The sequence below is a fragment of the Nonomuraea sp. NPDC049725 genome, from assembly GCF_040674795.1.
GTDB lineage: Bacteria > Actinomycetota > Actinomycetes > Streptosporangiales > Streptosporangiaceae > Nonomuraea > Nonomuraea ceibae.
In genome coordinates this window covers 462,443-488,168 of sequence record NZ_JBFANJ010000006.1, presented here as the reverse complement: position 1 = coordinate 488,168, position 25,726 = coordinate 462,443, and the positions used below count along the sequence as shown (strand labels likewise).

The following is a 25,726-nucleotide window of genomic DNA, read 5'->3' as shown; positions in this document are numbered from 1 at the left end:
CGAGACGACGAGGACGCGAAGAAAGTGGCCACCACGACCGCTCTTGACCTGGCCAAGGTCCGCAACATCGGGATCATGGCCCATATCGACGCGGGCAAGACCACCACGACCGAGCGCATCCTGTTCTACACCGGCATCAACTACAAGCTGGGTGAAGTCCACGAGGGCGCAGCCACCATGGACTGGATGGAGCAGGAGCAGGAGCGCGGCATCACGATCACGTCCGCCGCGACGACCTGTGAGTGGGCCGGTCACACCATCAACATCATCGACACTCCGGGGCACGTCGACTTCACCATCGAGGTGGAGCGCTCGCTGCGCGTGCTCGACGGCGCCGTCGCCGTGTTCGACGGTGTGGCGGGTGTCGAGCCGCAGTCGGAGACGGTGTGGCGCCAGGCTGACGGCTACAACGTCCCCCGCATCTGCTTCGTGAACAAGATGGACCGGGTCGGCGCGGAGTTCCACCGCTGCGTCGAGATGATGATCAGCCGTCTGGCCGCGACCCCGGCCGTCGTCCAGCTCCCGTGGGGCGTTGAGGCCGACTTCAAGGGCGTCATCGACCTGATCAAGATGAAGGGCCTCCTCTGGAGCGCCGAGGCTGCCAAGGGCGAGATGTACGACGTCGTCGACATCCCGGCCGACCACGCCGAGGCCGCTCGTGAGTGGCGCGACAAGCTGGTCGAGACCGTCGCCGAGAACGACGACGAGCTGATGGAGCTCTTCCTCGAGGGCACCGAGCCCACCGAGGAGCAGCTGGTCGCGGCCCTGCGCCGCGCGACGCTGGCGAGCGCCGTCAACCCGGTCCTGTGTGGCACCGCGTTCAAGAACAAGGGCGTGCAGCCCCTGCTCGACGCGATCGTCGCCTACCTGCCCGCGCCGACCGACATCCCGGCCATCGCCGGTCACGCCGTCGGTGACGAGAGCAAGGCCGTCGAGCGTCACGCGGACCCGACCGAGCCGTTCTCCGCGCTGGCCTTCAAGATCGCCAGCGACCCGCACCTGGGCAAGATCACCTACATCCGCATCTACTCGGGCACGCTCGAGGCCGGTTCACAGGTCATCAACTCTGTGAAGGGCAAGAAGGAGCGGATCGGCAAGATCTACCAGATGCACGCCAACAAGCGCGAAGAGCGCCCGTCGGCGATCGCCGGTCAGATCGTCGCCGTGATGGGTCTGAAGGACACCACCACCGGTGACACCCTGTCCGACCCGGCCAACCAGGTCGTGCTCGAGTCGATGACGTTCCCGGCTCCGGTCATCAACGTCGCCATCGAGCCCAAGACCAAGGGCGACCAGGAGAAGCTGTCGACCGCGATCCAGCGGCTGGCCGAGGAGGACCCGTCCTTCCAGGTCCGTCGTGACGAGGAGACCGGCCAGACGGTCATCTGGGGCATGGGCGAGCTTCACCTTGAGATCCTCGTCGACCGCATGCGTCGCGAGTTCAAGGTCGAGGCCAACGTCGGCCGTCCCCAGGTCGCCTACCGTGAGACCATTCGCCGCAAGGTGGAGAAGGTCGACTACACCCACAAGAAGCAGACCGGTGGTTCCGGTCAGTTCGCGCGGGTGATCATCGACCTGGAGCCGCTGGGCGAGGGCAACGACGGTTACGAGTTCGAGAACAAGGTCACCGGTGGCCGCGTGCCGAGGGAGTACATCCCGTCGGTCGACGCGGGCGCGCAGGAGGCCGCTGAGTTCGGCGTGCTGGCCGGCTACCCGATGGTGGGCGTGAAGGTGACGCTGACCGACGGTGCCGCGCACGACGTCGACTCCTCGGAAATGGCCTTCAAGATCGCCGGTTCGATGGCGTTCAAGGAGGCCGCGCGCAAGGCTGACGCCGTGCTCCTCGAGCCGATGATGGCCGTCGAGGTCACCACGCCCGAGGACTACATGGGTGATGTCATCGGCGACCTCAACGGTCGTCGCGGGCAGATCCAGGCCATGGACGAGCGGGCCGGCGCCCGTGTCGTCAAGGCGCTCGTGCCGCTGTCGGAGATGTTCGGCTACGTGGGTGACCTGCGCAGCAAGACTCAGGGGCGCGCGAGCTACAGCATGCAGTTCGACTCCTACGCTGAGGTGCCTCCGGGCATCGCCAAGGAGATCGTCGCGAAGGCCCGGGGCGAATAGTTCCGGTCCCTGGCGGGACGGTGCGAGCCGTCCCGCCGCCTAGGGGTTCGGGATCACCCGGGCCCGAGTGTGTATGACGAAAGTCAGTCAGATTCTCAAGGAGAGAACCAGTGGGCAAGGCCAAGTTCGAGCGGAACAAGCCGCACATGAACATCGGCACCATTGGGCATATCGACCACGGTAAGACCACACTGACCGCGGCGATCACCAAGGTGCTCCACGACCGTTACCCGGACCTGAACGCGGCGACCCCGTTCGACAAGATCGACAAGGCGCCGGAGGAGAAGGCCCGCGGCATCACGATCTCCATCGCGCACGTCGAGTACCAGACCGAGAAGCGCCACTACGCCCACGTGGACTGCCCCGGTCACGCCGACTACGTGAAGAACATGATCACCGGTGCCGCTCAGATGGACGGCGCGATCCTCGTGGTCGCCGCCACCGACGGCCCGATGCCGCAGACGAAGGAGCACGTCCTCCTGGCCCGCCAGGTCGGCGTCCCCTACATCGTCGTGGCCCTCAACAAGGCCGACATGGTCGACGACGAGGAGATCCTGGAGCTCGTCGAGCTCGAGGTCCGTGAGCTCCTGTCCGCTCAGGAGTTCCCCGGCGACGACCTGCCGGTCGTCCGCGTCTCCGCGCTCAAGGCTCTCGAGGGCGACGAGAAGTGGGCCGACAGCATCATCGAGCTGATGAACGCCGTCGACGAGAACGTCCCCGAGCCCCCGCGTGAGACGGAGAAGCCGTTCCTCATGCCGGTCGAGGACGTCTTCTCGATCACCGGTCGCGGCACCGTCGTCACCGGTCGTATCGAGCGCGGCATCGTCAAGGTGAACGAGCAGGTCGACATCATCGGCATCAAGCCGGAGAAGACGACCACCACCGTCACCAGCATCGAGATGTTCAACAAGATGCTCGACGAGGGCCACGCCGGCGACAACGCCGCGCTGCTCCTCCGCGGCATCAAGCGTGACGACGTCGAGCGCGGCCAGTGCATCATCAAGCCGGGCACGACGACCCCGCACACCGAGTTCACCGGCCAGGTCTACATCCTGTCCAAGGACGAGGGCGGCCGCCACACGCCGTTCTTCAACAACTACCGCCCGCAGTTCTACTTCCGTACGACGGACGTGACCGGCGTGGTGAACCTCCCCGAGGGCACCGAGATGGTCATGCCGGGCGACAACACCGAGATGCGCGTTGAGCTGATCCAGCCCATCGCCATGGAGGAAGGCCTCAAGTTCGCGATCCGTGAGGGTGGCCGCACCGTCGGCGCCGGTCGGGTCACGAAGATCATCAAGTAGCTCGACCGCGGGGTGGCGGTCGGCCTCCACACAGGGGCCGGCCGCCGCACCACGACAGGGGTTCGGAGTCCGTACGGGCTCCGCTCCCCGGCTCCACGGCAAAGCCGTGATCCAGCAGTCACTTCGGCCCAGTGACCGAAGCAGGCCAGTGACCGAAGTTACTGCCGGATCACGGAAGAAAAGGCAGATCGACTACGTCTGTCTCGTGGAGCATCGCACCACCCAGCGGCATCCTGCCGCACGATACTTTTTCAGACGACAGCGAAGGACACCGAGGCCACTATGGCGGGACAGAAGATCCGCATCCGGCTTAAGGCCTATGACCACGAGGTCATCGACGTTTCGGCCAAGAAGATCGTCGAGACGGTGACGCGGACTGGCGCGAAGGTCGCGGGCCCGGTGCCGCTGCCGACCGAGAAGAACGTGTACTGCGTCATCCGTTCGCCGCACAAGTACAAGGACAGCCGCGAGCACTTCGAGATGCGCACGCACAAGCGGCTGATTGACATCATCGATCCGACCCCCAAGACGGTTGACTCGCTCATGCGGCTCGACCTCCCCGCGGGCGTCGACATTTCGATCAAGCTCTGAGGGAACGCACTGACATGGCTAAGACGATCAAGGGCGTCCTGGGCAAGAAGCTCGGCATGACCCAGGTCTTCGACGCGGACAACCGGATGGTCCCGGTGACCGTGGTCGAGGCCGGTCCGTGCGTGGTGACCCGCGTCCGCACCGCTGAAAAGGACGGCTACTCGGCCGTCCAGCTCGGCTTCGGGCAGGTCGACCCCCGGAAGGTCAACAAGCCGCTCGGCGACTACCTGCGTAAGCACGACATCACCCCGCGCCGTTACTTCGCGGAGATCCGCACCGACGACGCGAGCGACTACACCCTCGGCCAGGAGCTGCTGGCCGACACCTTCGAGGCCGGCCAGTTCGTCGACGTGACGGGCAAGAGCAAGGGCAAGGGCTTCGCCGGTGTCATGAAGCGGCACGGCTTCGGTGGTCTGGGCGCGTCGCACGGCACGCAGCGCAAGCACCGGTCGCCGGGTTCCATCGGTGGCTGCGCCACCCCGGGACGCGTATTCAAGGGTCTGCGCATGGCCGGTCGGATGGGTAACGTCCGCACCACCGTGCAGAGCCTGAAGGTTCATTCCGTGGACGCCGAGAAGGGCCTCATCCTGATCAAGGGTGCGATCCCCGGCGCCAACGGCAGTCTGGTCCTCGTTCGCACCGCTGCCAAGAAGGGGGCTGCCAAGTGAGCACCATTGACGTCCTTGACGCCAGCGGGGCGAAGACCGGGACCGTCGACCTGCCCGAGGACATCTTCGGCGCCAAGGTCAACGTGCCGCTGATCCACCAGGTGGTCGTGGCCCAGCTCGCCGCTCGCCGGCAGGGCACCCACAAGGCCAAGACCCGTGGTGAGGTCTCCGGCGGCGGCAAGAAGCCGTACCGGCAGAAGGGCACCGGCCGCGCCCGTCAGGGCTCGACCCGTGCGCCGCAGTTCGCGGGCGGCGGCGTCGTCCACGGCCCGGTGCCGCGCGACTACTCGCAGCGCACGCCCAAGAAGATGAAGGCCGCCGCGCTCCGCGGCGCCCTGTCCGACCGGGCCGGCGGCGGTCGTGTGCACGTGGTGAGCAGCCTGGTCTCCGGCGAGACGCCGAAGACGAAGGCCGCCCTGCAGGCGCTGCGCACCATCACCCAGGCCAAGTCGGTCCTCGTCGTGGTCGACGAGACCGACGAGCTGACCTGGCTGAGCCTGCGCAACGCGCCGGAGGTCCACCTGCTGGACTCCGGTCAGCTCAACACCTACGACGTGCTCGTCCACGACGACGTGGTCTTCACCCAGGAGGCGTACGACCAGGTCGTCGCCAGGCTGGGCCAGGGCGGGAAGGAAGAGGCCTGATGGAGAAGATCGCCGACCCGCGCGACATCATCCTCAAGCCGGTCGTCTCTGAGAAGAGCTACGGCCTGATCGATGAGAACAACAAGTACACGTTCCTGGTGCGCAAGAGCGCGAACAAGACCCAGGTGAAGATCGCCGTTGAGCAGATCTTCGGGGTCAAGGTCACCAGCGTGAACACGATCAACCGGCAGGGCAAGCGCAAGCGCACCCGCACCGGTTTCGGTAAGCGGCCCGACACCAAGCGCGCGATCGTGAGCTTGGCCGAGGGCGATCGGATCGACATCTTCGGTCAGATCGGCTAACCACGCGGGAGGCCCGGCCTCCCGCGAGCCCCTTTTTCTGGGGCTTCGCACGAAATTGATACCCCAGGTCTCCGGACCTGGGGTCCGACAGAGGATGAACGAAAAAGATGGGCATCCGTAAGTACAAGCCGACGACTCCGGGTCGCCGCGGTTCCAGTGTCTCGGACTTCTCCGAGATCACCCGCAGCACGCCGGAGAAGTCGCTGCTTGCACCCCTTCATAACAAGGGCGGCCGTAACGTACACGGCCGGGTCACCGCTCGCCACCAGGGCGGCGGTCACAAGCGCGCCTACCGGATCATCGACTTCCGCAGGCATGACAAGGACGGCATTCCGGCCAAGGTCGCTCACATCGAGTACGACCCCAACCGCACCGCCAACATCGCTCTGCTGCACTACGCCGACGGCGAGAAGCGCTACATCATCGCGCCGACCGGCCTCAAGCAGGGCGACCGCATCGAGAACGGCCCCGCGGCCGACATCAAGCCGGGCAACTGCCTGCCGCTGCGCAACATCCCGACCGGTACCTTCATCCACGCGGTGGAGCTCCGTCCGGGCGGCGGCGCCAAGCTCGGCCGTTCCGCGGGCGCTCAGATCCAGCTGCTCGCCAAGGAAGGCCAGTACGCCACGCTGCGTATGCCCTCCGGTGAGATGCGCATGGTCGACGTGCGCTGCCGCGCGTCGGTCGGCCAGGTCGGCAACGCCGAGCAGGCCAACATCAACTGGGGCAAGGCCGGCCGTATGCGGTGGAAGGGCAAGCGCCCCACCGTCCGCGGTGTCGCGATGAACCCTGTCGACCACCCGCACGGTGGTGGTGAGGGCAAGACCTCCGGTGGTCGCCACCCGGTGAACCCGAAGGGCAAGCCCGAGGGCCGCACCCGCCAGGCCAACAAGGCCAGCGACCGGCTGATCATCCGTCGGCGCAGCAAGAGGAAGAAGCGGTAGGAGCAGCCGAAATGCCACGTAGCCTTAAGAAGGGTCCCTTCGTGGACGAGCACCTTCAGAAGAAGGTCGACGTCCAGAACGAGAAGGGCACCAAGAACGTCATCAAGACGTGGTCGCGGCGCTCCATGATCGTTCCCGACATGCTCGGGCACACGATCGCCGTGCACGACGGCCGTAAGCACGTCCCGGTGTTCGTCACCGAGTCGATGATCGGTCACAAGCTCGGAGAGTTCGCCCCCACGCGGACGTTCCGGAGCCACGTCAAGGAAGACCGGCGCAGCCGGCGATAGACGCCTTCAGAAGCACTTAGAGGAGTAAGCGATGGAAGCCAGGGCTCAGGCGCGGTTCGTCCGTGTCACGCCCCTCAAGGCCCGCCGCGTGGTGGACCTTATTCGCGGGCTGCCCGCTTCGGAGGCGCAGGCCGTTCTGCAGTTCGCTCCCCAGTCGGCGAGCGAGCCGATCTACAAGGTGCTCAGCAGCGCCATGGCGAACGCTGAGCACAACTTCGATCTCGACCCCAGCACGCTCTTCGTGAGCCGCGCCTGGGTTGACGAGGGCCCGACGCTGAAGCGGTTCCGTCCGCGTGCACAGGGTCGCGCCTATCGGATCAACAAGCGGACGAGCCACATCACCGTGATCGTGGAGTCCCGCGAGCCGAAGGGAAGGACCCGATAGTGGGCCAGAAGGTTAACCCGCACGGGTTCCGCCTCGGCATCACGACCGACTTCAAGAGCCGGTGGTACGCCGACAAGCTGTACAAGTCGTACGTTGCCGAGGACGTGGCGATCCGTCGCATGCTGCAGAAGGGCATGGAGCGGGCCGGCATCTCCAAGGTCGAGATCGAGCGCACGACCGACCGCGTCCAGGTCGACATCCACACCGCCCGGCCGGGCATCGTCATCGGCCGTCGCGGCGCGGAGGCCGACCGCATCCGCGGTGACCTGGAGAAGCTGACCAAGAAGCAGGTCCAGCTCAACATCCTCGAGGTGAAGAACCCCGAGATCGACGCGCAGCTCGTCGCGCAGGGCGTGGCCGAGCAGCTCTCCAGCCGTGTCTCGTTCCGCCGTGCCATGCGCAAGGCGATGCAGTCGGCCATGAAGTCCGGCGCCAAGGGCATCCGTGTCCAGTGCTCCGGTCGTCTGGGCGGCGCCGAGATGTCGCGGTCGGAGTTCTACCGTGAGGGCCGGGTGCCGCTGCACACGCTCCGCGCGGACATCGACTACGGCTTCTACGAGGCCCGTACCACCTTCGGCCGCATCGGCGTGAAGGTGTGGATCTACAAGGGCGAGGCCGCGACGAGCCGCGCCGAGCGCGAGGCGGCGGCTGCCGGCGCCCGTGCCGGCCAGCGTCGCGAGCGTGACGACCGTCGTGGCGGCGGCGGCGACCGTCCGCGTCGTGGTGGTGGCGCCGGTGGCGCCCGCCGCGGTGGCGGTCGTGGCGGCGAGCGCGGCGACCGCGCCCCCAGGACTGAGGCGGCCTCCCAGGCTGCCCCCGAGACCGGCCCGGCTGCTCAGCCGGGTGCTGAAGGGAGCTGACCATGCTGATCCCTCGCAGGGTCAAGCACCGCAAGCAGCACCGGCCCGACCGCAGCGGAGCCGCCAAGGGCGGCACCAGGGTCGTCTTCGGCGAGTACGGCATTCAGGCGCTTGAGCACTCCTACGTGACCAACCGCCAGATCGAGTCCGCTCGTATCGCGATGACCCGTCACATCCGTCGTGGCGGCAAGGTGTGGATCAACATCTACCCCGACCGTCCCCTCACCAAGAAGCCTGCCGAGACCCGCATGGGTTCCGGTAAGGGTTCGCCGGAGTGGTGGATCGCCAACGTCAAGCCCGGACGCGTGATGTTCGAGCTGTCCGGCGTGGCCGAGCCGATCGCCCGCGAGGCGCTTCAGCGCGCGATCCACAAGCTCCCGATGAAGTGCAAGATCGTTAAGCGTGAAGTGGGTGAGGCGTGATGGCTAAGGGCCTGACCGCCGGCGAGCTGCGGGTGGAGGACCAGGACACCCTGGTCCAGAAGCTCAAGGAAGCCAAGGAGGAGCTGTTCAACCTCCGCTTCCAGTCAGCGACCGGTCAGTTGGAGAGCCACGGGCGGCTGCGTGCCGTCCGCCGCGAGATCGCCCGTATCTACACCGTGATGCGCGAGCGCGAGCTGGGCATCGTCACGGTCGAGAAGGAGTCGAGCGATGGCTGAGACCGAGACCACCGAGACCACCGAGTCGACGGGGCGTAACTTCCGTAAGGTCCGTGAGGGCCTGGTCGTCAGCGACAAGATGGACAAGACCGTCGTCGTCGCCGTCGAGGACCGCGTGAAGCACCGCCTCTACGGCAAGGTCATCCGCCGGACGACCAAGTACAAGGCACACGACGAGTCCAACGCCTGTGGCGTGGGCGACCGCGTGCTTCTGATGGAGACCCGCCCCCTCTCCGCCACCAAGCGGTGGAGGGTCGTGGAGATCCTCGAGAAGGCCAAGTAGGCCCTCTCGGATATACCGCGCCTCGTGGGGGCCTCAGGGCCCCCATGACGGTGTCCAAGGACGCGGGAGCCTCGCTCCCGCGTCGCCTGCGGTGCGGCCCCCTACGGGGGGCTGTGGCCGGAGGAACAAGACAACGATGGGTTCCGCCAGGCTCAGCGATGAGAACCGGCGCGACTAACAGGAGTACAACGTGATCCAGCAGGAGTCGCGGCTCAAGGTCGCCGACAACACGGGTGCCAAGGAGATTCTCTGCATCCGTGTTCTCGGTGGCTCGGGCCGACGCTACGCCGGTATCGGCGACGTCATCGTCGCCACTGTCAAGGACGCGCTGCCGGGCAGCACGGGCGTCAAGAAGGGCGACGTGGTCAAGGCCGTCGTCGTCCGCACGGTCAAGGAGCGCCGCCGGCCCGACGGCTCCTACATCCGCTTCGACGAGAACGCCGCCGTCATCATCAAGGACAGCGGTGACCCTCGTGGCACTCGTATCTTCGGCCCGGTCGGCCGCGAGCTGCGCGACAAGAAGTTCATGCGCATCATCTCGCTCGCACCGGAGGTGCTGTAATGCCGAAGCTGCATGTGAAGAAGGGTGACCTGGTCCAGGTCATCGCCGGCAAGAACAAGGGTGCCAAGGGTCATGTGATCGCGACCTTCCCGCGCGAGGACCGCGTGGTGGTCGAGGGCGTCAACATGATCAAGAAGCACGGCAAGGAGACCAACCAGGGTCCGCGTGGCGCCAAGACCGGCGGCGTGCAGACCATGGAGGGGCCCATCCACGTGAGCAACGTGAAGAAGCTCAAGGAAGACAAGGCCGCCGAAAAGCCCGCCGACAAGAAGGCTGACAAGGCCGACGAGACGGGTGAGGACAGCTGATGACTGCCACGACCACCGAGACCGAGCGCCCGACGCCGCGCCTCAAGACGAAGTACCGCGAGGAGATCGCGGCTCAGCTTCGCGAGCAGTTCGGCATCGAGAACGTCATGCAGATCCCCGGCCTGGTGAAGATCAAGGTCAACATGGGTGTCGGCGAGGCGGCCCGCGACTCGAAGCTGATCGAGGGCGCCGTTCGCGACCTCACCGTGATCACTGGCCAGAAGCCGGCCGTCGTCCGGGCGCGCAAGTCCATCGCGCAGTTCAAGCTGCGTGAGGGCATGCCGATCGGCGCGCACGTCACGCTTCGCGGTGACCGCATGTGGGAGTTCCTCGACAGGCTGCTGTCGCTGGCGCTGCCCCGCATCCGTGACTTCCGGGGCCTGTCGCCGAAGCAGTTCGACGGCAACGGCAACTACACCTTCGGTCTGACCGAGCAGGTCATGTTCCACGAGGTCGACCAGGACAAGGTCGACCGGCCGCGGGGCATGGACATCACGATCGTGACCACCGCGAAGAACGACGACCAGGGCCGGGCGCTGCTCAAGCTCCTCGGCTTCCCCTTCAAGGAGGCCTGATCCAATGGCGAAGAAGTCGCTGATCGCCAAGGCGGGGCGCAAGCAGAAGTTCGAGGTCCGGGCCTACACCCGTTGCTCGCGCTGCGGTCGTCCGCGCGCCGTCTACAGGAAGTTCGGCCTGTGCCGCGTGTGCTTCCGTGAGATGGCGCACCGGGGCGAGCTGCCTGGCATCACCAAGTCCAGCTGGTAGTTACCCTTGGGGGCGGCACTGGTCGCCCCCGGGGCGGCTTCCGGCCGTACATATCCGTAAATGTCAAAATCAGGGGGCTCTCGTAGAGAGCACCCACGACCGCGCCGAAGGTCCACCGGCAGAGCAGTGCGCAGCACTGAAGCTTCGCCGACTGGAAACCGCGGCGAGGAAGGCCATTGGCCATGACGATGACCGACCCGATCGCAGACATGCTCACGCGTCTGCGTAATGCGAACTCGGCGTACCACGACAGCGTGTCGATGCCGTACTCGAAGATCAAGGCGCACATCGCCGAGATCCTCCAGCAGGAGGGTTACATCCAGGCTTGGACCGTCGAAGACGCCAAGGTTGGCAAGAACCTCGTGGTGGAGCTCAAGTTCGGGCCTACTCGTGAGCGTTCGCTCTCTGGACTGCGCCGGGTGTCCAAGCCCGGTCTGCGGGTCTATGCGAAGAAGGACAATCTGCCTCGAGTCCTGGGCGGGCTGGGCGTCGCGATCATCTCGACGTCCGCCGGTCTCATGACCGACAAGCAGGCCGGCAAGCGTGGCGTGGGCGGGGAAGTCCTCGCCTACGTCTGGTAGAGGGGAGGAACACAGCATGTCGAGAATCGGACGGCTGCCCATCCCTGTGCCCAGTGGCGTAGACATCACGATCACCGGCCAGGATGTCCAGGTCAAGGGCCCGAAGGGCACGCTTTCTCACACGGTCGCCGAGCCCATCGTGGTGGGCCGCGACGAGGACGGCGCCATCGCCGTCACCCGTCCCAACGACGAGAACAAGGTCCGTGCGCTGCACGGCCTCTCGCGGACGCTGATCGCCAACATGGTGCAGGGCGTCACGCAGGGCTACTCCAAGACCCTGGAGATCGTCGGCGTCGGTTACCGCGTCCAGGCCAAGGGCCCGGCGCAGCTGGAGTTCTCGCTGGGCTTCAGCCACCCGGTCATCGTCGACGCCCCCGAGGGCGTCACCTTCCGCGTCGAGAAGCCGACCCTGTTCCACGTGGACGGCATCGACAAGCAGAAGGTCGGCGAGGTCGCCGCCAACATCCGCAAGCTGCGCAAGCCCGACCCGTACAAGGGCAAGGGCGTGCGCTACCAGGGCGAACAGATCCGCCGCAAGGTCGGAAAGGCTGGTAAGTAGGCATGGCTCCGAAGACTGCGTTCGGCAAGCACACGGCTGCCCGCACCGTCTCGCGGGCCCGCCGTCACCGCCGCGTCCGCAAGAACGTCGTCGGTACGGCCGCGCGTCCGCGCCTGGTCGTCAACCGTTCGACGCGTCACCTGTTCGTGCAGATCGTGGACGACACCGTCGGCCACACCCTGGTGAGCGCGTCCACCATGGACGCCTCGCTGCGCACGCTGGAAGCGGACAAGACGGAGAAGGCCAAGAAGGTCGGCGAGCTCCTCGCTCAGCGGGCCAAGGAAGCCGGGATCACGGCGGTCGTCTTCGACCGCGGTGGCAACCGCTACGCCGGGCGCATCGCCGCTCTGGCGGACAGCGCCCGCGAAGGTGGGCTCGAGTTCTGATATGGCAACTGAGATGAGGAACCACTGATGGCTGCAGCTCCGCGTCGCGGTGGCGGCACCGGTGGCGAGCGGCGGGACCGTCGTGACGATCGCCGCGGTGGCGCCGCTGACAAGGGCGTCTCGTACATCGAGCGCGTAGTGAAGATCAACCGAGTGGCCAAGGTCGTGAAGGGTGGTCGTCGCTTCAGCTTCACCGCCCTCGTCGTCGTCGGCGACGGCAACGGCCTGGTCGGCGTCGGCTATGGCAAGGCCAAGGAAGTCCCCGCGGCCATCGCCAAGGGCGTCGAAGAGGCGAAGAAGCACTTCTTCAAGGTGCCTCGCATCCAGGGCACGATCCCGCACACGGTGCAGGGCGAGGAGGCGGCCGGCGTCGTCTTCCTGCGTCCGGCCTCGGCCGGTACCGGCGTCATCGCCGGTGGCCCGGTCCGCGCGGTCCTGGAGTGCGCGGGCATCCACGACGTGCTGTCCAAGTCGCTCGGCTCGGACAACCCGATCAACATCGTGCACGCCACCGTGGCGGCTCTGAAGGGCCTTTCGCGCCCCGAGGAGATCGCCGCCCGCCGTGGCCTGCCGATCGAGGACGTGGCCCCGGCCCGGATGCTGAAGGCTCAGCGCGAGGGTCTCGCCGAGGCGGCGGCCGCGAAGGCGGTGAGCTAGTCATGGCACGCCTGAAGATCACTCAGGTTCGCTCGAAGATCGGTGGCAAGCAGAACCAGCGTGACTCGCTGCGCTCGCTTGGCCTGAAGCGAATCGGCGACGTCGTCGTCAAGGAGGACCGGCCCGAGATTCGCGGCATGGTCTCCGTGGTGACGCACCTCGTCGTGGTGGAAGAGGTCGACTAGTCATGACTGACAAGGCTCCGCTCAAGATTCACGACCTGCGTCCTGCTCCTGGCGCCAACAAGTCGAAGGTCCGCAAGGGCCGCGGCGAGGCGTCCAAGGGCAAGACCGCCGGTCGCGGCACCAAGGGCAGCCACGCCCGTACGACGGTTCCCCTCGGTTTCGAGGGTGGCCAGGTGCCGCTGCAGAGGCGTCTGCCGAAGCTCAAGGGCTTCTCCAACGCCATGTTCAAGACGACCTACCAGGTCGTCAACCTGGACCGGCTCGGCGAGCTGTTCCCCGAGGGTGGCGACGTCACCGTCGAGGCGCTGGTGGCCCGGGGCGCTGTCCGCAAGAACCAGCCGGTCAAGGTGCTGGGCACCGGTGAGATCTCGGTCGCGGTGAACGTGACGGCGCATGCCTTCTCGTCCACGGCGAAGGAGAAGATCGCCGCTGCCGGCGGCTCCGTTACCGAGCTGTAAGTGCATTTACGACGCGTGGGGGTTCTGACAATGGGCCCCCACGCGCGTAGTGCGTTAGAGTTCGCGAGACGGCAGGATACTGTCCTGCTGGATGTTGACCTGAGACTTCAGATGGCAGATCCCCGCACCATCGCATACTCACATCGCCTCATAGGCGCGCAGGAGGGACCGTGCTGACCGCGTTTACCCGGGCGTTCCGGACGCCGGACCTGCGCAAGAAGTTGCTCTTCACGCTGGGCATCATCGCGCTTTTCCGACTCGGCTCGGTTCTTCCGACTCCGGGCGTTCACGTCCAGAATCTGGCGGCCTGTTTTGAATCGGCCCGTGAGGGCGCCGCCGGCCAAATCTATGGAATGGTCCAGCTGTTCAGCGGTGGCGCGCTGCTCAAGCTGTCGATCTTCGCACTGGGCATCATGCCCTACATCACCGCGAGCATCATCCTGCAGCTGCTCGTCGTGGTCATCCCGCGGCTTGAGGCGCTGAAGAAGGAAGGCCAGTCGGGCCAGGCCAAGATCACGCAGTATACGCGTTATCTGACCGTCGGTCTCGGTGTTCTGCAGTCGACGGCGTTCATCGCCCTCGCCCGCTCGGGCCAGCTGTTCCCCAACTGCCAGCAGGACGTGCTGCTCGACCCGGACAACGTCTTCCAGATCGTCACGATGGTCGTCATCATGACCGCGGGCACGTCCGTGATCATGTGGCTGGGCGAGCTCATCACCGACCGTGGTGTGGGCAACGGCATGTCCATCCTGATCTTCACCTCGGTCGTGTCCATCTTCCCGTCCGAGATGGCCAACATCTTCCAGGCGAACAAGTTCACCTTCGCGGTCGTCATGGTGGTCGGCATCTTCCTGATCGCCGCCGTGGTCTTCGTCGAGCAGGCGCAGCGCCGCATCCCGGTCCAGTACGCCAAGCGCATGGTGGGCCGGCGGATGTACGGCGGCACCTCGACCTACATCCCGCTGAAGGTCAACCAGGCCGGCATCATCCCGGTCATCTTCGCCTCCTCGCTCCTCTATCTGCCGCAGCTGATCACTTCGCTCTTCGCCAACGCGGAGAACCCGAACCCGGTCGTGCAGTGGATCTCCCAGAACCTCGCCACCGGCGACACGCCGATCTACATGGCGACGTTCTTCCTCTTGATCGTCTTCTTCACGTACTTCTACGTGTCCATCACTTTCAACCCCACTGAAGTGGCTGACAACATGAAGAAGTACGGTGGGTTCATTCCGGGCATCCGCCCGGGCCGGCCGACGGCTGAATACCTGAACTTCGTGCTCACCCGTCTGACCGCGCCCGGCGCGCTCTATCTGGGTCTGATCTCCATGGTCCCGATCGTCGCGCTGGCGGTGGCCGGTGCGAGCCAGAACTTCCCGTTCGGAGGGACGAGCATTCTGATCATGGTTGGTGTCGGCCTGGACACGGTCAAGCAGATCGAGAGCCAGCTGCAGCAGCGTAACTACGAAGGTTTCCTGCGGTAGTGCGTCTCGTTCTGGTCGGGCCCCCTGGAGCGGGTAAAGGGACGCAGGCCCAGTACATCGCATCGAACCTGTCAATCCCGAAGATCTCGACAGGTGACATTTTCCGTGCCAACGTCTCAGGCGGCACGGACCTCGGCAAGCTGGCCAAGACATTCATGGACCGCGGCGACCTGGTGCCCGACGAGGTCACCATCGCCATGGTCCGCGACCGCCTCTCGGAGGACGACGCGCAGGACGGTTTCCTGCTCGACGGCTTCCCGCGCAACGTGCCGCAGGCGGAGATCCTCAAGAAGATGCTCGCCGACTGGGGTCAGGCGCTCGACCTGGTGCTGGAGCTCGTCGTCGACGACGACGAGGTGGTCCGGCGGCTGGCGGGCCGGCGCACCTGCAGCCAGTGCGGCCGCATCTGGCACGTGGAGTTCGACGACAAGCAGGACGACCGCTGTGACGCCTGCGACGGCGCGCTGTTCCAGCGCGACGACGACAAGGAAGAGACCGTCAGGCACCGCTTGGAGGTCTACGGAGAGCAGACGGCTCCGCTGATCTCCTACTACGCGGACGAGGGCATCCTCGTCGGGGTCGACGCTACCGGCCCGGTCGAAGAGGTCACCCAGAGGGCCATGGAGGCCATCAGGCCCTTCATGGGGTGAGGGTGACGACCTACTGCGGAGGTGGCACGGGTTTCCGTGCCACCTCGCGGCTATTGTGGGGGGAATTGGGCTCCCACGTTTGCCCGTTGAAGTCCCTGGGGGTGCCGTAAACGTGTTCAAGAGAAACAAGCATGGGATTCAGATCAAGTCGCCCGAGCAGCTGGAGAAGATGCGGGCGGCCGGTCTGGTCGTCGGGCGCACGCTGGAGCTGCTGAAGCAGTCGGTGCAGCCGGGCATGACGCCGCTCGACCTCGACGTCATCGCCGAGAAGGCGATCCGGGACGAGGGCGCGATCCCGTCGTTCAAGGGCTACCAGGGCTTTCCGGCGACGATCTGCGCGTCGGTCAACCACGAGGTGGTGCACGGCATCCCGACGGACGCCCGCAAGCTGCGCGAGGGCGACGTCATCTCGATCGACTGCGGGGCCATCCTCGACGGCTGGCACGGCGACTCGGCCGTGACCGTGCCGGTGGGCGAGGTCGACCCGAAGCTCACCGAGCTCATGCGCATCACCGAAGAGGCGATGTGGGCCGGCATCAGGGCCCTGACCCCCGGACGCCACCTGTCCGACATCGGGTACGAGGTCGAGCGCTACGTCAAGTCGCAGGGCCGGTTCGGCATCCCGCCGGAGTACGGCGGCCACGGCATCGGCACCGAGATGCACATGGACCCGTGGATCGCCAACCACGGCAAGCCGGGCCGGGGTCCGGTGCTGGAGGTGGGCATGTGCCTGGCCGTCGAGCCCATGGTGAACCTCGGCACCGAGCGCACCCGCGTGCTGGCCGACGACTGGACCGTGGTGACCGTCGACGGAAAGGCGTCGGCTCACTTCGAACACAGCGTCGCCGTGACACATAATGGACCTTGGGTGCTGACCGCCCTTGATGGGGGCAAAGAGCGCTTGGCACAGCCGTAGACGAGCCGGGAGTGGTGGGAATGGCGCAGAGTCCCGAGATGCGTGCCTCCGACGTCGACCGCGACCGGGTGGCGGCAGTACTGCGCGAGCACACCGCCCAGGGCCGCATCACGATGGAAGAGTTCAACGAGCGGCTCGAACAGCTCTACCAGAGCAAGACGTACGGCGACCTGGCCAAGCTGACCGCCGACCTGCCGGACGTCGACCTGCGCAACCGGCCCGCCAAGGTGACGCCGGAGCCGCTGGCCAAGCGGCGGATGCACCCCGGCATGGTGGCCGCCTGGAGCGCCTGGGCCGGCGCCAGCGCGGTCAACTGGGTCATCTGGCTGATCATCAGCATCACGGCGGGCGACTTCATCTATCCGTGGCCGCTGTGGGTCATGGGCCCGTGGGGCGCGATCCTGCTGGTCAGCACGGTCTTCGGGAACCCGCCGCCGAAGCGGTGACGACGGGCTTGTGTGCATAAGTGCCGTCTGCGCATTCGTCCACAGAACGCCGGGGCGCGCATTCCTAACGTGAGCGGTGTCCAGAACACCACCCACGGAGGAAATCATGCGCAAGATCTTCGCGGCCACCGCCATCGCCGGCTCCCTCGCCGCCACCGGCCTCGTCCTCGCCCCGGCCGCCACCGCTCACGCCGCCACCGCCCAGGCGTCGCCCGCCACCAGCGTCCAGGCCGCCTCCTCGGCCGGAGCCTGGGGCAAGTACTACTCCAGCAACAAGAAGGCCTACACCTTCGGCAAGACGTGGAAGGCCGGCGGCAAGGTCTTCACGAAGTGGTACGGCAAGGAGTTCACCGCCAAGCGGGGCTACGTCTGGTTCCGGTACGAGTACAAGAACGGCCGCACCGGCAAGCACTTCTACGGCTGGAACGGATCCCAGGTCCACACCTGGGGCAAGGGGAACATCAAGAAGCTCTGGACGTACACCTGCTGGGGCGGCGCGGCCAAGTTCTGCGGTGCGGCCCACCGCATCTACTGAGCCGCCAGAAGGGCCGCTGAGGCCCGGGGAGAGGCGTTCAGGCCCGCCGGCGTCCTGTCGGCGGGCCTCCGGCATGCGTCAGGGCGCGATATCGGGTACAGTGACACGTGGTTGTGTCAGGGCACCTGGCACGCGTTTCGCGTTTGAGCAACAGGTGTCGTACACTCCTTAGTCGGCTCACTATGACTATCACGCGTCGGCGGCCTTTGCCGGTCGCCGCTCTCTTCGAAGCGTGAGGTCGCGGCTGCTTAGTGAACCGGAGCCTCAGACGACCGATCAGTGAAACGCGAGGGACTTTTGGCCAAGAAAGACGGCGCCATCGAGATCGAGGGCACTGTGGTTGAGTCGCTCCCGAACGCCATGTTCCGGGTGCAGCTCGACAACGGCCATAAGGTCCTGGCCCACATCAGCGGACGGATGCGGATGCACTACATCCGGATCCTGCCCGACGACCGGGTAGTCGTCGAACTGAGCCCCTACGACCTGAGTCGTGGGCGGATCGTCTACCGATACAAATAAGACGTCTGAGGAACACGAAGGACAATGAAGGTAAAGCCGAGCGTCAAGAAGATCTGTGACAAGTGCAAGGTGATCCGCCGGCACGGTCGCGTCATGGTGATCTGCGACAACCTGCGCCACAAGCAGCGCCAGGGTTAGTCGCCGCAAGGCTTCTCCGAGTCCGCCCCGTCAGGGAGCGGGCTCGACGCATGAGGAGCCTGAGACAGTAATCGCGCGCCACACCTGAGCAGGCGACGCCGCCGATCCGTCGGCGCCCGTCGAACCGTTCAGGAGACCCCCGGTCGGAGGCCGGGGCCCTCACCCCGGGCATGGGGAGGGGAAGTGGGGCGCAAGACCTCCGCCACAGAGAAGGAGAATGCCCGACCATGGCTCGCCTGGTTGGCGTCGACCTCCCCCGCGAAAAGCGGCTGGAGATCGCTCTCACCTACATTTACGGCATCGGCCGCACCCGGGCCCAGGAGATCCTCCAGGCCACCGGTGTCAGCGGCGATCTGCGCGTGCACCAGCTCTCCGACGCCGAGCTCGTCCCGATGCGTGACTACATCGAGGCGAACTTCAAGATCGAGGGTGACCTGCGCCGTGAGGTCCAGGCCGACATCCGTCGCAAGATCGAAATCGGTTGCTACCAGGGCATCCGCCACCGCAAGGGTCTTCCCGTCCACGGCCAGCGCACGCAGACCAACGCGCGCACCCGTAAGGGCAAGAAGAAGACCGTCGCCGGTAAGAAGAAGCCCGGTAAGAAGTAGTCCTCGCAGCCGCGGGACCGAAGACCTCAGGAGTTAAGGCAAACAATGCCTCCTAAGAGCCGCCAGGGTGCGCCGAAGAAGGTGCGCCGCAAGGAAAAGAAGAACGTCGCTCACGGGCACGCCCACATCAAGAGCACGTTCAACAACACGATCGTCTCGATCACCGACCCCAACGGGAACGTGATCTCCTGGGCCAGCGCCGGCCACGTGGGTTTCAAGGGCTCCCGTAAGTCCACCCCGTTCGCCGCGCAGATGGCCGCGGAGAACGCCGCGCGCCGCGCCATGGAGCACGGCATGCGCAAGGTCGACGTCTTCGTCAAGGGTCCCGGCTCCGGCCGTGAGACCGCGATCCGCTCCCTCCAGGCCACCGGCCTCGAAGTGGGCTCGATCCAGGACGTCACCCCGGTTCCGCACAACGGCTGCCGTCCGCCGAAGCGCCGCCGCGTCTGATTCCCAGGAGATATTGAGAAATGGCTCGTTACACGGGCGCGGACTGCAAGCTCTGCCGTCGCGAGAAGACCAAGCTCTTCCTCAAGGGCAGCAAGTGCGAGTCCGCCAAGTGCCCCATCGAGATCCGTCCTTACCCGCCGGGTGAGCACGGCCGCGGACGCCCCAAGGAGTCCGAGTACCAGCTTCAGCTTCGCGAGAAGCAGAAGACCCGCCGCATCTACGGCGTCCTCGAGAAGCAGTTCCACAACTACTACGAGGAAGCCACGCGCAAGGCGGGCAAGACCGGTGAGGCGCTGCTCCAGATCCTGGAGAGCCGTCTCGACAACGTCGTCTACCGCGCCGGGTTCGCCCAGTCGCGTGACGCCGCCCGCCAGCAGGTCCGTCACGGTCACATCACCGTGAACGGCAAGAAGGTGGACATCCCGTCGTACCGCGTGCGCGAGCACGACATCGTCGAGGTCCGCGAGACCAAGCGCAACCTCATGCCCTACGAGGTCGCCCGGGCGACCGCGGGCGAGCGCACGGTTCCCGCGTGGCTCGGCGTCGTGCCCGAGAAGCTCCGCGTCCTGGTGCACCAGCTGCCGGTTCGCCAGCAGATCGACACCCAGGTCCAGGAGCAGCTCATCGTCGAGTACTACTCCAAGTAGTCACTCGTCCGTTTGGTTCGAGTACGGATTCCGTACTCGAACTAAACTGTTTGTCGGGGTGGCGTCATATAGCGGGCGCCACACGAAACAGGGGAGAACCCACACATGCTGATCGCTCAGCGTCCGACTCTTCTCGAAGAGTCGATCGACGAGACCCGGTCCCGGTTCGTCATCGAGCCGCTGGAGCCCGGCTTCGGCTACACCATCGGCAACTCGCTGCGTCGCACGCTGCTGTCGTCCATCCCGGGCGCCGCCGTGACGAGCATCCGCATCGAGGGCGTGCTGCACGAGTTCTCGACCGTTCCCGGGGTCAAGGAAGACGTCACCGACATCATCCTCAACCTCAAGGAGCTGGTCGTCTCCTCCGAGCACGACGAGCCCGTCGTGATGTACCTGCGCAAGCAGGGCCCGGGTGAGGTCACCGCCGCCGACATCGCGCCTCCGGCCGGTGTCGAGGTGCACAACCCCGAGCTGCGCATCGCCACGCTCAACGGCAAGGCCAAGCTGGAGATGGAGCTGACCGTCGAGCGCGGTCGCGGCTACGTCTCCGCCGCCCAGAACAAGCAGCCGGGCCAGGAGATCGGTCGCATCCCGATCGACTCCATCTACTCCCCGGTGCTCAAGGTCACCTACAAGGTCGAGGCGACCCGAGTCGAGCAGCGCACCGACTTCGACCGTCTGATCCTGGACGTCGAGACCAAGCCGGCCATGAAGCCCCGCGACGCGGTGGCCTCCGCCGGTAAGACCCTGGTCGAGCTGTTCGGCCTGGCCCGCGAGCTCAACGTCGAGGCCGAGGGCATCGACATCGGCCCGTCGCCGACCGACGCCGCCCTGGCGGCCGACCTGGCGCTGCCGATCGAGGAGCTCAACCTCACGGTCCGCTCCTACAACTGCCTCAAGCGCGAGGGCATCCACACCGTGGGCGAACTCGTCGCGCGCAGCGAGCAGGACCTGCTCGACATCCGCAACTTCGGCGCCAAGTCGATCGAAGAGGTCAAGCAGAAGCTGCACGAGATGTCGCTGGCGCTCAAGGACTCCCCGCCCGGGTTCGACCCGAGCGCGGTGGCCGGCGGCGGCTACGACGACGACGACAGCGCGTACGTCGAGACCGAGCAGTACTGATATTTCCCGATAGCGCGGACCCGTCCCGGGTCTGGCGGCCCGACCCCGGTACCTGGTACGGCCGGGGCGGGTGAACACACAAGGAGAGAGCAATGCCCAAGCCCACCAAGGGCGCGCGTCTTGGCGGCAGCCCGGCGCACGAGCGGCTGATCCTGGCCAACCTTGCCACGGACCTGTTCCGTCACGGCAAGATCCGCACCACCGTCGCCAAGGCCAAGCGCCTTCGCCCGGTCGCGGAGCGCCTGATCACCAAGGCGAAGAAGGGCGACATCCACAACCGTCGCCAGGTGCTCACCGTCGTCAAGGACAAGGGCGTCGTTCACCACCTCTTCACCGAGATCGCGCCGACGTTCGCCGAGCGTCCCGGCGGCTACACCCGGATCACCAAGGTCGGTGCGCGTAAGGGCGACAACGCCCCGATGGCCGTCATCGAGCTGGTGACCGAGCCGCTGAACGGTGTCACCGTCTCCCGTCCGGCCGCGCCGGCCGCCGCCGAGGCGCCCGCCGCCCCGGCTGAGGAGAAGACCGAGGACAAGACCGAGGAGACCGCCCCGGCCGCGCAGGCCGAGGAGACCGAGGCTCCTGCCGAGGAGGCCCCGGCCGCCGAGGCGAAGAAGGACGAGGCCTGATCCATCAGGCTGCCGGGCCCGGACCCCTTCGTGGGGGCCGGGCCCTTTTCGCTTACCGGGAGGAAGATCGTGGTACGGCTCCGGCTCGACCTCGGCTATGACGGGGGCGGCTTTTCCGGGTGGGCCCGCCAGCCCGGGCTCCGTACGGTCCAGGGGGAGATCGAGCGGGCGCTGGGGCGGATCCTGCGGCTGCCCGAGCCGCCCGACCTGACCGTGGCCGGCCGCACGGACGCGGGCGTGCACGCCCGGGGGCAGGTGGCGCACGTCGACGTGTCGGACGAGGCGCTGGCGGAGCTCGACGGCAACAGCCCGGCGCCGCTCGGCGTGGACGAGAGGCTCGCTGCGCTGGTGCGGAGGTTCGGGGGAGTGCTGGACCCCGATGTACGGATATTTCGTGTCTGCGTGGCTCCTGAGGGCTTTGACGCCCGGTTCTCCGCCGTCTCCCGGCGCTACGCGTACCGGATCAGCGACGCCGTCGGCGGCGTGGACCCGCTGCTGCGGCACGCGGTCGTCTGGCACAACCGGCCCCTCGACCTCGACGCGCTCAACGCCGCCGCCGCCCGGCTCCTCGGCGAGCACGACTTCGCCGCCTTCTGCAAGAAGCGCGAAGGCGCCACCACGATCCGAGAACTCCAGCGGCTCGACTGGATCCGCGAGGACAACGGCGTGCTCGTCGCCACCGTCGTCGCCGACGCGTTCTGCCACTCGATGGTGCGGGCGCTCGTCGGCTCCCTGCTGGCCGTCGGCGACGGACGCCGGCCGGTGCTGTGGCCAGGCGAGGTGCTCGCCCAGGCCGTACGCGACTCCGGCGTCCACGTGGCGCCCGCGCGGGGCCTCTGCCTCGAAGAGGTGACCTACCCGCCCGCGGCCGAACTCGCCGCGCGGGCCGCCGCCACCCGGCGCGTCCGCACGCTGCCGGGCGTCAGTTCTGGTTGATCCGCCGCTCCAGAACCTCCGCCGTCTCGTCCCGGAACGCGCTGCTGACCTTGATGAGCGTCTTCTCCTTGGCCTCCGGCGTGTGCCCGTCGGCGTGGGTGGCGTAACTGAAGACGATGTAGCGGCCCCACACCAGGCCCGCCGCGTAGCCGCCCGCGATGTGCACCCGGTCGCCGCCCGTGCCCGCCGCGCCGGGCAGCGCGCGGAACCAGACATTACGGCTCAGGTTCTTCGCCCGGTCGGCCTTGAGCGCCGCGTCCTTGCTGGGCAGCACCGCGATCCCGGTCGTCACCGCGTAGCGGCGCTTGGAGTCGACGTACGTGGCGCGTAGCACGCGGCTGCACTTGTGCTCGCGCAACGCCTCCGCGAACGGGCCCGCCGCCGCCTCGTCACACTTGGCCGCCAGGTCGGACTTCACGCGGGTGAACGAGGCGCCCGCGGCCGACACCTTCTTCTCCGGGAACGCCTCCGCCAGCGACAGCTTCTTCGGGTCGGTGATCTCCGAGTTGAGGATCGACGCACCGGCCGGCTCTTGCGGCGTGCTCGCGGGCGGGGCCGACGTCGGAGTCGGCGGCTGGACCGACGGCTGCGAGGCCGCCTCCGGCGTGGGCGAGCTCACCGATCTGACGGCGAAGAACCCGCCCGTCGCCACCCCGGCCAGCACCAGCACCCCCAGCGTCGCGAACAGCGCCCGCTTGCTCTTGCCCGGCTGCTTGACCGGCGGCATCGGCGCGAACGGCGGCTGCCGGAACGCCTCCGGAGCCAGCGCCGGCAGGCTGTTGCCCGGGCCCTGGTGACGGTTGCCCCACACCTCGGGGCTGAACGGCAGCTCGGGGCCCTTGGCCGCCGGGTCCTCGTTCGGAGGCCAGACGGGTACGTCGCCGGGCTCGGGCTGGCGCTGGGTGCTCGGGTCGAACAGCGGGGCCGGCGGCTGCTTGACCCCTGGCATCGGCACCGGCACCCCACCGGCCTTCCGGCCTGCGGGGGGAGGAGCGGTGTCCCCGGTGGTGAACGGTTGGGGCGCGACCTGTCCGTGGCCGCTCTGGTCGTGGCCGCTCTGTCCGTGGCCGTTCTGGTCCTGGCCGGGGTGGTCGTGACCGTTCTGGTCGTGCCTGGTCTGGTGCTGCCCGGGCTGGTCGTGGTCGTAACCTGGCTGGTCATGCATGGGCTGGTCGTGCGCGCCCTGGTCGTGTGCAGGCTGGGGGGAGGCGGCGGCGGGGAGAGCCGGTTCGGTGGGCTGACCGGCGGCAGGCTGTACGGGCCCGGAGGGCTGGCCGTGGGTCGGCGGCTGACCGTGGGCGTCGGGGTGACCGGACGGGACGGCCTCCCCGCGACCGTCCGGCTGTCCGTGCAGGGCCGGAGCGTGCGCGGGCTGACCATGCGGAGCCGGGGCTTGCGGGGCCTGACCGTGCGGGGCCGGAGCATGGGCGGTGGGTTGCCCTGGGGCGCCCGGGTGGGCGGGCCCGTTGGGGTGGTCCGGGGCGGTGGCCGGGTGCTCGGCGGTGGGCTGGGCAGCGGCCGCTGCAGGTGGCTGGTGGGCTCCGGTGGCAGGCTCGGGTGCGGGGTGGGCGCGGTCGTCCGGGTGGTGCTGGGCCGGGCCGGTCGGCTCGGCGGCGTACCCGGAGGGCTGCCGCGCCTGGCCGGGGGCGGTCGGGTGGGGGACGTCGTCGGCCTCGGCCTCCAGCTCACCGGTGGCGGCAGGCCAGGGCGGCATGGCGACCGGGTCCGCGACCGGAGCGGGCCACACCTGCATGCCCGCTGCGGCGGCGGTGAACGCGGGCGGCGGCTCCCACTGCGGTCCGCCCGGCGCCGCCGGATCGGCGGTCCACCCCTGAGCGGCGGCCGCCTCGGCGTTCTCGGGGTCGGCGAACCAGTCGTACGGCGCGGCGTCCCCGTCGTTCACCTCCCACGGCTGGGCACCGGGGAACGCGGGCAGCGCCGACATCCCGCCGCCCTGCCCGTCCGCAGGGGGGTGCCACTGCCCGGCAGCACCGGGGGCCTCGTCGGCCGCCCGCCTGTGCGGTTCGTCCTCGTACGTGTGCCCGGCCTGCGGGTTGCCCGGCTGGTTGCCGTACGTGGGTCCCGGGTGCGGTTCGTTCTCGTACGCGGGTCCCGGTGGGGGTGGGCTCGGCTGGTTGCCGTACGCGGGGCCCGCCGGGGGCTGGTTCTCGTACGTGGGGCCCGGTTGCGGGGATTGTGCCTGGTCGGGGTTGTGCCACTGGTTGACGGGCTGGGCGGGGGGCCAGGCGGTGCCGGGGCGGGTGGCGCCGTCGTCCTGGGGGGTGGCCCAGGGGGCGGCGGGGGTGGCCTCGGTCGTCGGGGGCCAGGGCATGGGGGACGGCGCGTCGCCCTGGGCGGGCCAGGGGCGCGTGGGCGGGGCTTCGGCGTGTGGGGGTTCTCCGTGTGGGGGTTCGGCGTGGGACGGCCACGGCGGGGTGGGCGGGGCGTCGCCGGCCGGGGTCGGCCACGGGGGCGGGACCTGGGGCTGGGGCGGCGTCCAGGGAACGGCGGCGTGCGGGGGGAGGCCGGCGGGCGGCCAGGCCATGGCGGGCCGGGTGTCGCCCTCCACCGGCGGGGTGTCGGCGACGGAGAGCCACGCCTCGGCCGGGGGCGTGTCGCCGGGCGCCGGCCAGCCTTCCCTGGCGGGCGGCTCGCCTTCGACCGACAGCCAGCCCTCCGCCTCCTCGGCGGTCGGCTCAGGGTAGACGGCCGGTGGCTGCTGCTCACCGCCGTGCTCGCCGGACCTCGCGTACGGGCTCGCCGCGTGCTCGCCGGACCCCGGGGCCGCTCCCGCGTACGGAGACGCCGGGTGCTCGCCGGAGCCCGAGGCCGTCCCCGCGTACGGGGATGCCGGGGGCTCGCCCGAGCCCGGGCCGTGGTCCGGGGGTGGGGGTGCGTAGGGGGCGGCGCGGTGGCCGCTTGGCGGTTCGCCCGGCGGCGGTTGATGGCCGAAGCTAGGCGGTGGCGTCGATGGTGCGGTCGCGGAGTCGGCTTCGCCACGCTCGTGCTCAGACCCGGGTCCCTGGCCACGCATAAGGGCGAGCCTAGCGAGAGTCGCTAGATCGTTCCCTAGGTATGAGCGTTCCCGGTCGGATCGATCGTCCTGTTTGCGGGGTTAACCGACCGGATGGCCGA

At 67.7% G+C, this 25,726-nt stretch carries 37 protein-coding genes; 36 read left to right on the top strand and 1 reads right to left on the bottom strand.

Annotated features, from left to right (window positions below; translation table 11 throughout):
• The first annotated feature begins 24 nt into the window (after nt 1-24).
• The 36 genes from fusA to truA all read left to right on the top strand — a co-directional run bounded on the left by fusA (nt 25) and on the right by truA (nt 22,591).
• Nucleotides 25-2,124: an elongation factor G gene (gene fusA, locus AB0J53_RS19300; RefSeq protein WP_219500408.1), complete on the top strand. Its 2,100-nt coding sequence runs from the start codon at nt 25-27 to the stop codon at nt 2,122-2,124.
• Nucleotides 2,125-2,234: 110 nt separating this feature from the next.
• Nucleotides 2,235-3,428, top strand: coding sequence for an elongation factor Tu (gene tuf, locus AB0J53_RS19295; protein ID WP_219500410.1), 1,194 nt, complete (start codon nt 2,235-2,237; stop codon nt 3,426-3,428).
• A gap of 282 nt (nt 3,429-3,710) precedes the next feature.
• A complete protein-coding gene (gene rpsJ, locus AB0J53_RS19290; protein ID WP_030912931.1) occupies nt 3,711-4,019 on the top strand; it encodes a 30S ribosomal protein S10 in 309 nt (102 codons plus the stop codon).
• Nucleotides 4,020-4,033: 14 nt separating this feature from the next.
• Nucleotides 4,034-4,687, top strand: a complete 654-nt coding sequence (gene rplC / locus AB0J53_RS19285) for a 50S ribosomal protein L3 (protein WP_364173786.1) — start codon at nt 4,034-4,036, stop codon at nt 4,685-4,687.
• Nucleotides 4,684-5,331, top strand: coding sequence for a 50S ribosomal protein L4 (gene rplD, locus AB0J53_RS19280; RefSeq protein WP_219500412.1), 648 nt, complete (start codon nt 4,684-4,686; stop codon nt 5,329-5,331). Before rplC ends, rplD begins: the two co-directional genes overlap by 4 nt.
• Complete coding sequence (rplW, locus tag AB0J53_RS19275) at nt 5,331-5,633, top strand: 50S ribosomal protein L23 (protein ID WP_219500414.1); 303 nt, start codon at nt 5,331-5,333, stop codon at nt 5,631-5,633. The genes rplD and rplW overlap by 1 nt, the downstream gene beginning before the upstream one ends.
• Before the next feature lie 107 nt (nt 5,634-5,740).
• Nucleotides 5,741-6,577, top strand: coding sequence for a 50S ribosomal protein L2 (gene rplB, locus AB0J53_RS19270; RefSeq protein WP_101783543.1), 837 nt, complete (start codon nt 5,741-5,743; stop codon nt 6,575-6,577).
• Between the two features lie 11 nt (nt 6,578-6,588).
• Complete coding sequence (gene rpsS / locus AB0J53_RS19265; protein WP_049572698.1) at nt 6,589-6,867, top strand: 30S ribosomal protein S19; 279 nt, start codon at nt 6,589-6,591, stop codon at nt 6,865-6,867.
• Nucleotides 6,868-6,898: 31 nt separating this feature from the next.
• Nucleotides 6,899-7,252: a 50S ribosomal protein L22 gene (rplV, locus tag AB0J53_RS19260; protein WP_049572697.1), complete on the top strand. Its 354-nt coding sequence runs from the start codon at nt 6,899-6,901 to the stop codon at nt 7,250-7,252.
• On the top strand, nt 7,252-8,112 hold the full coding sequence (gene rpsC, locus AB0J53_RS19255) for a 30S ribosomal protein S3 (protein WP_219500416.1): 861 nt from the start codon (nt 7,252-7,254) through the stop codon (nt 8,110-8,112). Before rplV ends, rpsC begins: the two co-directional genes overlap by 1 nt.
• A 2-nt stretch (nt 8,113-8,114) precedes the next feature.
• The gene (gene rplP, locus AB0J53_RS19250; protein WP_219500418.1) at nt 8,115-8,534 is read left to right on the top strand and encodes a 50S ribosomal protein L16; all 420 of its coding nucleotides are present in this window, start codon (nt 8,115-8,117) and stop codon (nt 8,532-8,534) included.
• Nucleotides 8,534-8,770, top strand: a complete 237-nt coding sequence (rpmC, locus tag AB0J53_RS19245) for a 50S ribosomal protein L29 (protein ID WP_049572733.1) — start codon at nt 8,534-8,536, stop codon at nt 8,768-8,770. The genes rplP and rpmC overlap by 1 nt, the downstream gene beginning before the upstream one ends.
• A complete protein-coding gene (rpsQ, locus tag AB0J53_RS19240; protein ID WP_219500420.1) occupies nt 8,763-9,053 on the top strand; it encodes a 30S ribosomal protein S17 in 291 nt (96 codons plus the stop codon). Before rpmC ends, rpsQ begins: the two co-directional genes overlap by 8 nt.
• A 190-nt stretch (nt 9,054-9,243) precedes the next feature.
• Complete coding sequence (gene rplN, locus AB0J53_RS19235; protein WP_043623452.1) at nt 9,244-9,615, top strand: 50S ribosomal protein L14; 372 nt, start codon at nt 9,244-9,246, stop codon at nt 9,613-9,615.
• Nucleotides 9,616-9,623: 8 nt separating this feature from the next.
• Entirely contained in the window at nt 9,624-9,923 is a 300-nt protein-coding gene (gene rplX / locus AB0J53_RS19230; protein WP_246644019.1) for a 50S ribosomal protein L24, read from the top strand.
• Nucleotides 9,923-10,498: a 50S ribosomal protein L5 gene (gene rplE / locus AB0J53_RS19225; protein ID WP_101783550.1), complete on the top strand. Its 576-nt coding sequence runs from the start codon at nt 9,923-9,925 to the stop codon at nt 10,496-10,498. Before rplX ends, rplE begins: the two co-directional genes overlap by 1 nt.
• 4 nt (nt 10,499-10,502) lie before the next feature.
• Nucleotides 10,503-10,688, top strand: coding sequence for a type Z 30S ribosomal protein S14 (locus AB0J53_RS19220; RefSeq protein ID WP_020542298.1), 186 nt, complete (start codon nt 10,503-10,505; stop codon nt 10,686-10,688).
• Nucleotides 10,689-10,870: 182 nt separating this feature from the next.
• Nucleotides 10,871-11,269 carry a 30S ribosomal protein S8 gene (gene rpsH, locus AB0J53_RS19215; RefSeq protein ID WP_049572677.1) on the top strand — a complete coding sequence of 133 codons (399 nt, stop codon included), beginning with the start codon at nt 10,871-10,873 and terminating at the stop codon, nt 11,267-11,269.
• A gap of 16 nt (nt 11,270-11,285) precedes the next feature.
• On the top strand, nt 11,286-11,828 hold the full coding sequence (gene rplF, locus AB0J53_RS19210; RefSeq protein ID WP_364173777.1) for a 50S ribosomal protein L6: 543 nt from the start codon (nt 11,286-11,288) through the stop codon (nt 11,826-11,828).
• Between the two features lie 2 nt (nt 11,829-11,830).
• On the top strand, nt 11,831-12,214 hold the full coding sequence (gene rplR, locus AB0J53_RS19205; RefSeq protein WP_219500426.1) for a 50S ribosomal protein L18: 384 nt from the start codon (nt 11,831-11,833) through the stop codon (nt 12,212-12,214).
• A 27-nt stretch (nt 12,215-12,241) separates the two neighbouring features.
• Nucleotides 12,242-12,871 (top strand): 30S ribosomal protein S5, encoded by a 630-nt coding sequence (gene rpsE, locus AB0J53_RS19200; RefSeq protein WP_091090115.1) that lies wholly within the window; start codon nt 12,242-12,244, stop codon nt 12,869-12,871.
• Nucleotides 12,872-12,873: 2 nt separating this feature from the next.
• Complete coding sequence (gene rpmD, locus AB0J53_RS19195) at nt 12,874-13,056, top strand: 50S ribosomal protein L30 (protein WP_049572666.1); 183 nt, start codon at nt 12,874-12,876, stop codon at nt 13,054-13,056.
• A 2-nt stretch (nt 13,057-13,058) separates the two neighbouring features.
• Entirely contained in the window at nt 13,059-13,514 is a 456-nt protein-coding gene (rplO, locus tag AB0J53_RS19190; RefSeq protein WP_357591403.1) for a 50S ribosomal protein L15, read from the top strand.
• 170 nt (nt 13,515-13,684) lie between these two features.
• Nucleotides 13,685-14,995 carry a preprotein translocase subunit SecY gene (gene secY, locus AB0J53_RS19185; protein ID WP_364173773.1) on the top strand — a complete coding sequence of 437 codons (1,311 nt, stop codon included), beginning with the start codon at nt 13,685-13,687 and terminating at the stop codon, nt 14,993-14,995.
• Nucleotides 14,995-15,645, top strand: a complete 651-nt coding sequence (locus AB0J53_RS19180; protein WP_364173770.1) for an adenylate kinase — start codon at nt 14,995-14,997, stop codon at nt 15,643-15,645. The genes secY and AB0J53_RS19180 overlap by 1 nt, the downstream gene beginning before the upstream one ends.
• Before the next feature lie 112 nt (nt 15,646-15,757).
• Entirely contained in the window at nt 15,758-16,561 is an 804-nt protein-coding gene (gene map, locus AB0J53_RS19175) for a type I methionyl aminopeptidase (RefSeq protein ID WP_219500433.1), read from the top strand.
• Nucleotides 16,562-16,599: 38 nt separating this feature from the next.
• Nucleotides 16,600-17,007: a DUF1707 domain-containing protein gene (locus AB0J53_RS19170; RefSeq protein WP_246643995.1), complete on the top strand. Its 408-nt coding sequence runs from the start codon at nt 16,600-16,602 to the stop codon at nt 17,005-17,007.
• Between the two features lie 106 nt (nt 17,008-17,113).
• Nucleotides 17,114-17,542 carry a hypothetical protein gene (locus AB0J53_RS19165; RefSeq protein WP_364173766.1) on the top strand — a complete coding sequence of 143 codons (429 nt, stop codon included), beginning with the start codon at nt 17,114-17,116 and terminating at the stop codon, nt 17,540-17,542.
• A 297-nt stretch (nt 17,543-17,839) separates the two neighbouring features.
• Nucleotides 17,840-18,061, top strand: coding sequence for a translation initiation factor IF-1 (infA, locus tag AB0J53_RS19160; protein WP_012887858.1), 222 nt, complete (start codon nt 17,840-17,842; stop codon nt 18,059-18,061).
• Nucleotides 18,062-18,085: 24 nt separating this feature from the next.
• Complete coding sequence (gene rpmJ, locus AB0J53_RS19155) at nt 18,086-18,199, top strand: 50S ribosomal protein L36 (protein WP_003956441.1); 114 nt, start codon at nt 18,086-18,088, stop codon at nt 18,197-18,199.
• Between the two features lie 227 nt (nt 18,200-18,426).
• A complete protein-coding gene (rpsM, locus tag AB0J53_RS19150) occupies nt 18,427-18,807 on the top strand; it encodes a 30S ribosomal protein S13 (RefSeq protein WP_049576926.1) in 381 nt (126 codons plus the stop codon).
• Nucleotides 18,808-18,852: 45 nt separating this feature from the next.
• A complete protein-coding gene (rpsK, locus tag AB0J53_RS19145) occupies nt 18,853-19,257 on the top strand; it encodes a 30S ribosomal protein S11 (RefSeq protein WP_020542285.1) in 405 nt (134 codons plus the stop codon).
• A 20-nt stretch (nt 19,258-19,277) separates the two neighbouring features.
• Complete coding sequence (rpsD, locus tag AB0J53_RS19140; RefSeq protein ID WP_219500441.1) at nt 19,278-19,904, top strand: 30S ribosomal protein S4; 627 nt, start codon at nt 19,278-19,280, stop codon at nt 19,902-19,904.
• A gap of 105 nt (nt 19,905-20,009) precedes the next feature.
• Nucleotides 20,010-21,026, top strand: a complete 1,017-nt coding sequence (locus AB0J53_RS19135) for a DNA-directed RNA polymerase subunit alpha (RefSeq protein ID WP_043623495.1) — start codon at nt 20,010-20,012, stop codon at nt 21,024-21,026.
• Nucleotides 21,027-21,118: 92 nt separating this feature from the next.
• Nucleotides 21,119-21,655: a 50S ribosomal protein L17 gene (rplQ, locus tag AB0J53_RS19130; RefSeq protein ID WP_219500445.1), complete on the top strand. Its 537-nt coding sequence runs from the start codon at nt 21,119-21,121 to the stop codon at nt 21,653-21,655.
• Between the two features lie 69 nt (nt 21,656-21,724).
• Complete coding sequence (gene truA / locus AB0J53_RS19125; protein WP_364173761.1) at nt 21,725-22,591, top strand: tRNA pseudouridine(38-40) synthase TruA; 867 nt, start codon at nt 21,725-21,727, stop codon at nt 22,589-22,591.
• Here truA and AB0J53_RS19120 read toward each other — a convergent pair.
• Complete coding sequence (locus AB0J53_RS19120) at nt 22,578-25,625, bottom strand: hypothetical protein (RefSeq protein ID WP_364173758.1); 3,048 nt, start codon at nt 25,623-25,625, stop codon at nt 22,578-22,580. The two genes, truA and AB0J53_RS19120, sit on opposite strands and share 14 nt — an antisense overlap.
• Nucleotides 25,626-25,726: the final 101 nt, after the last annotated feature.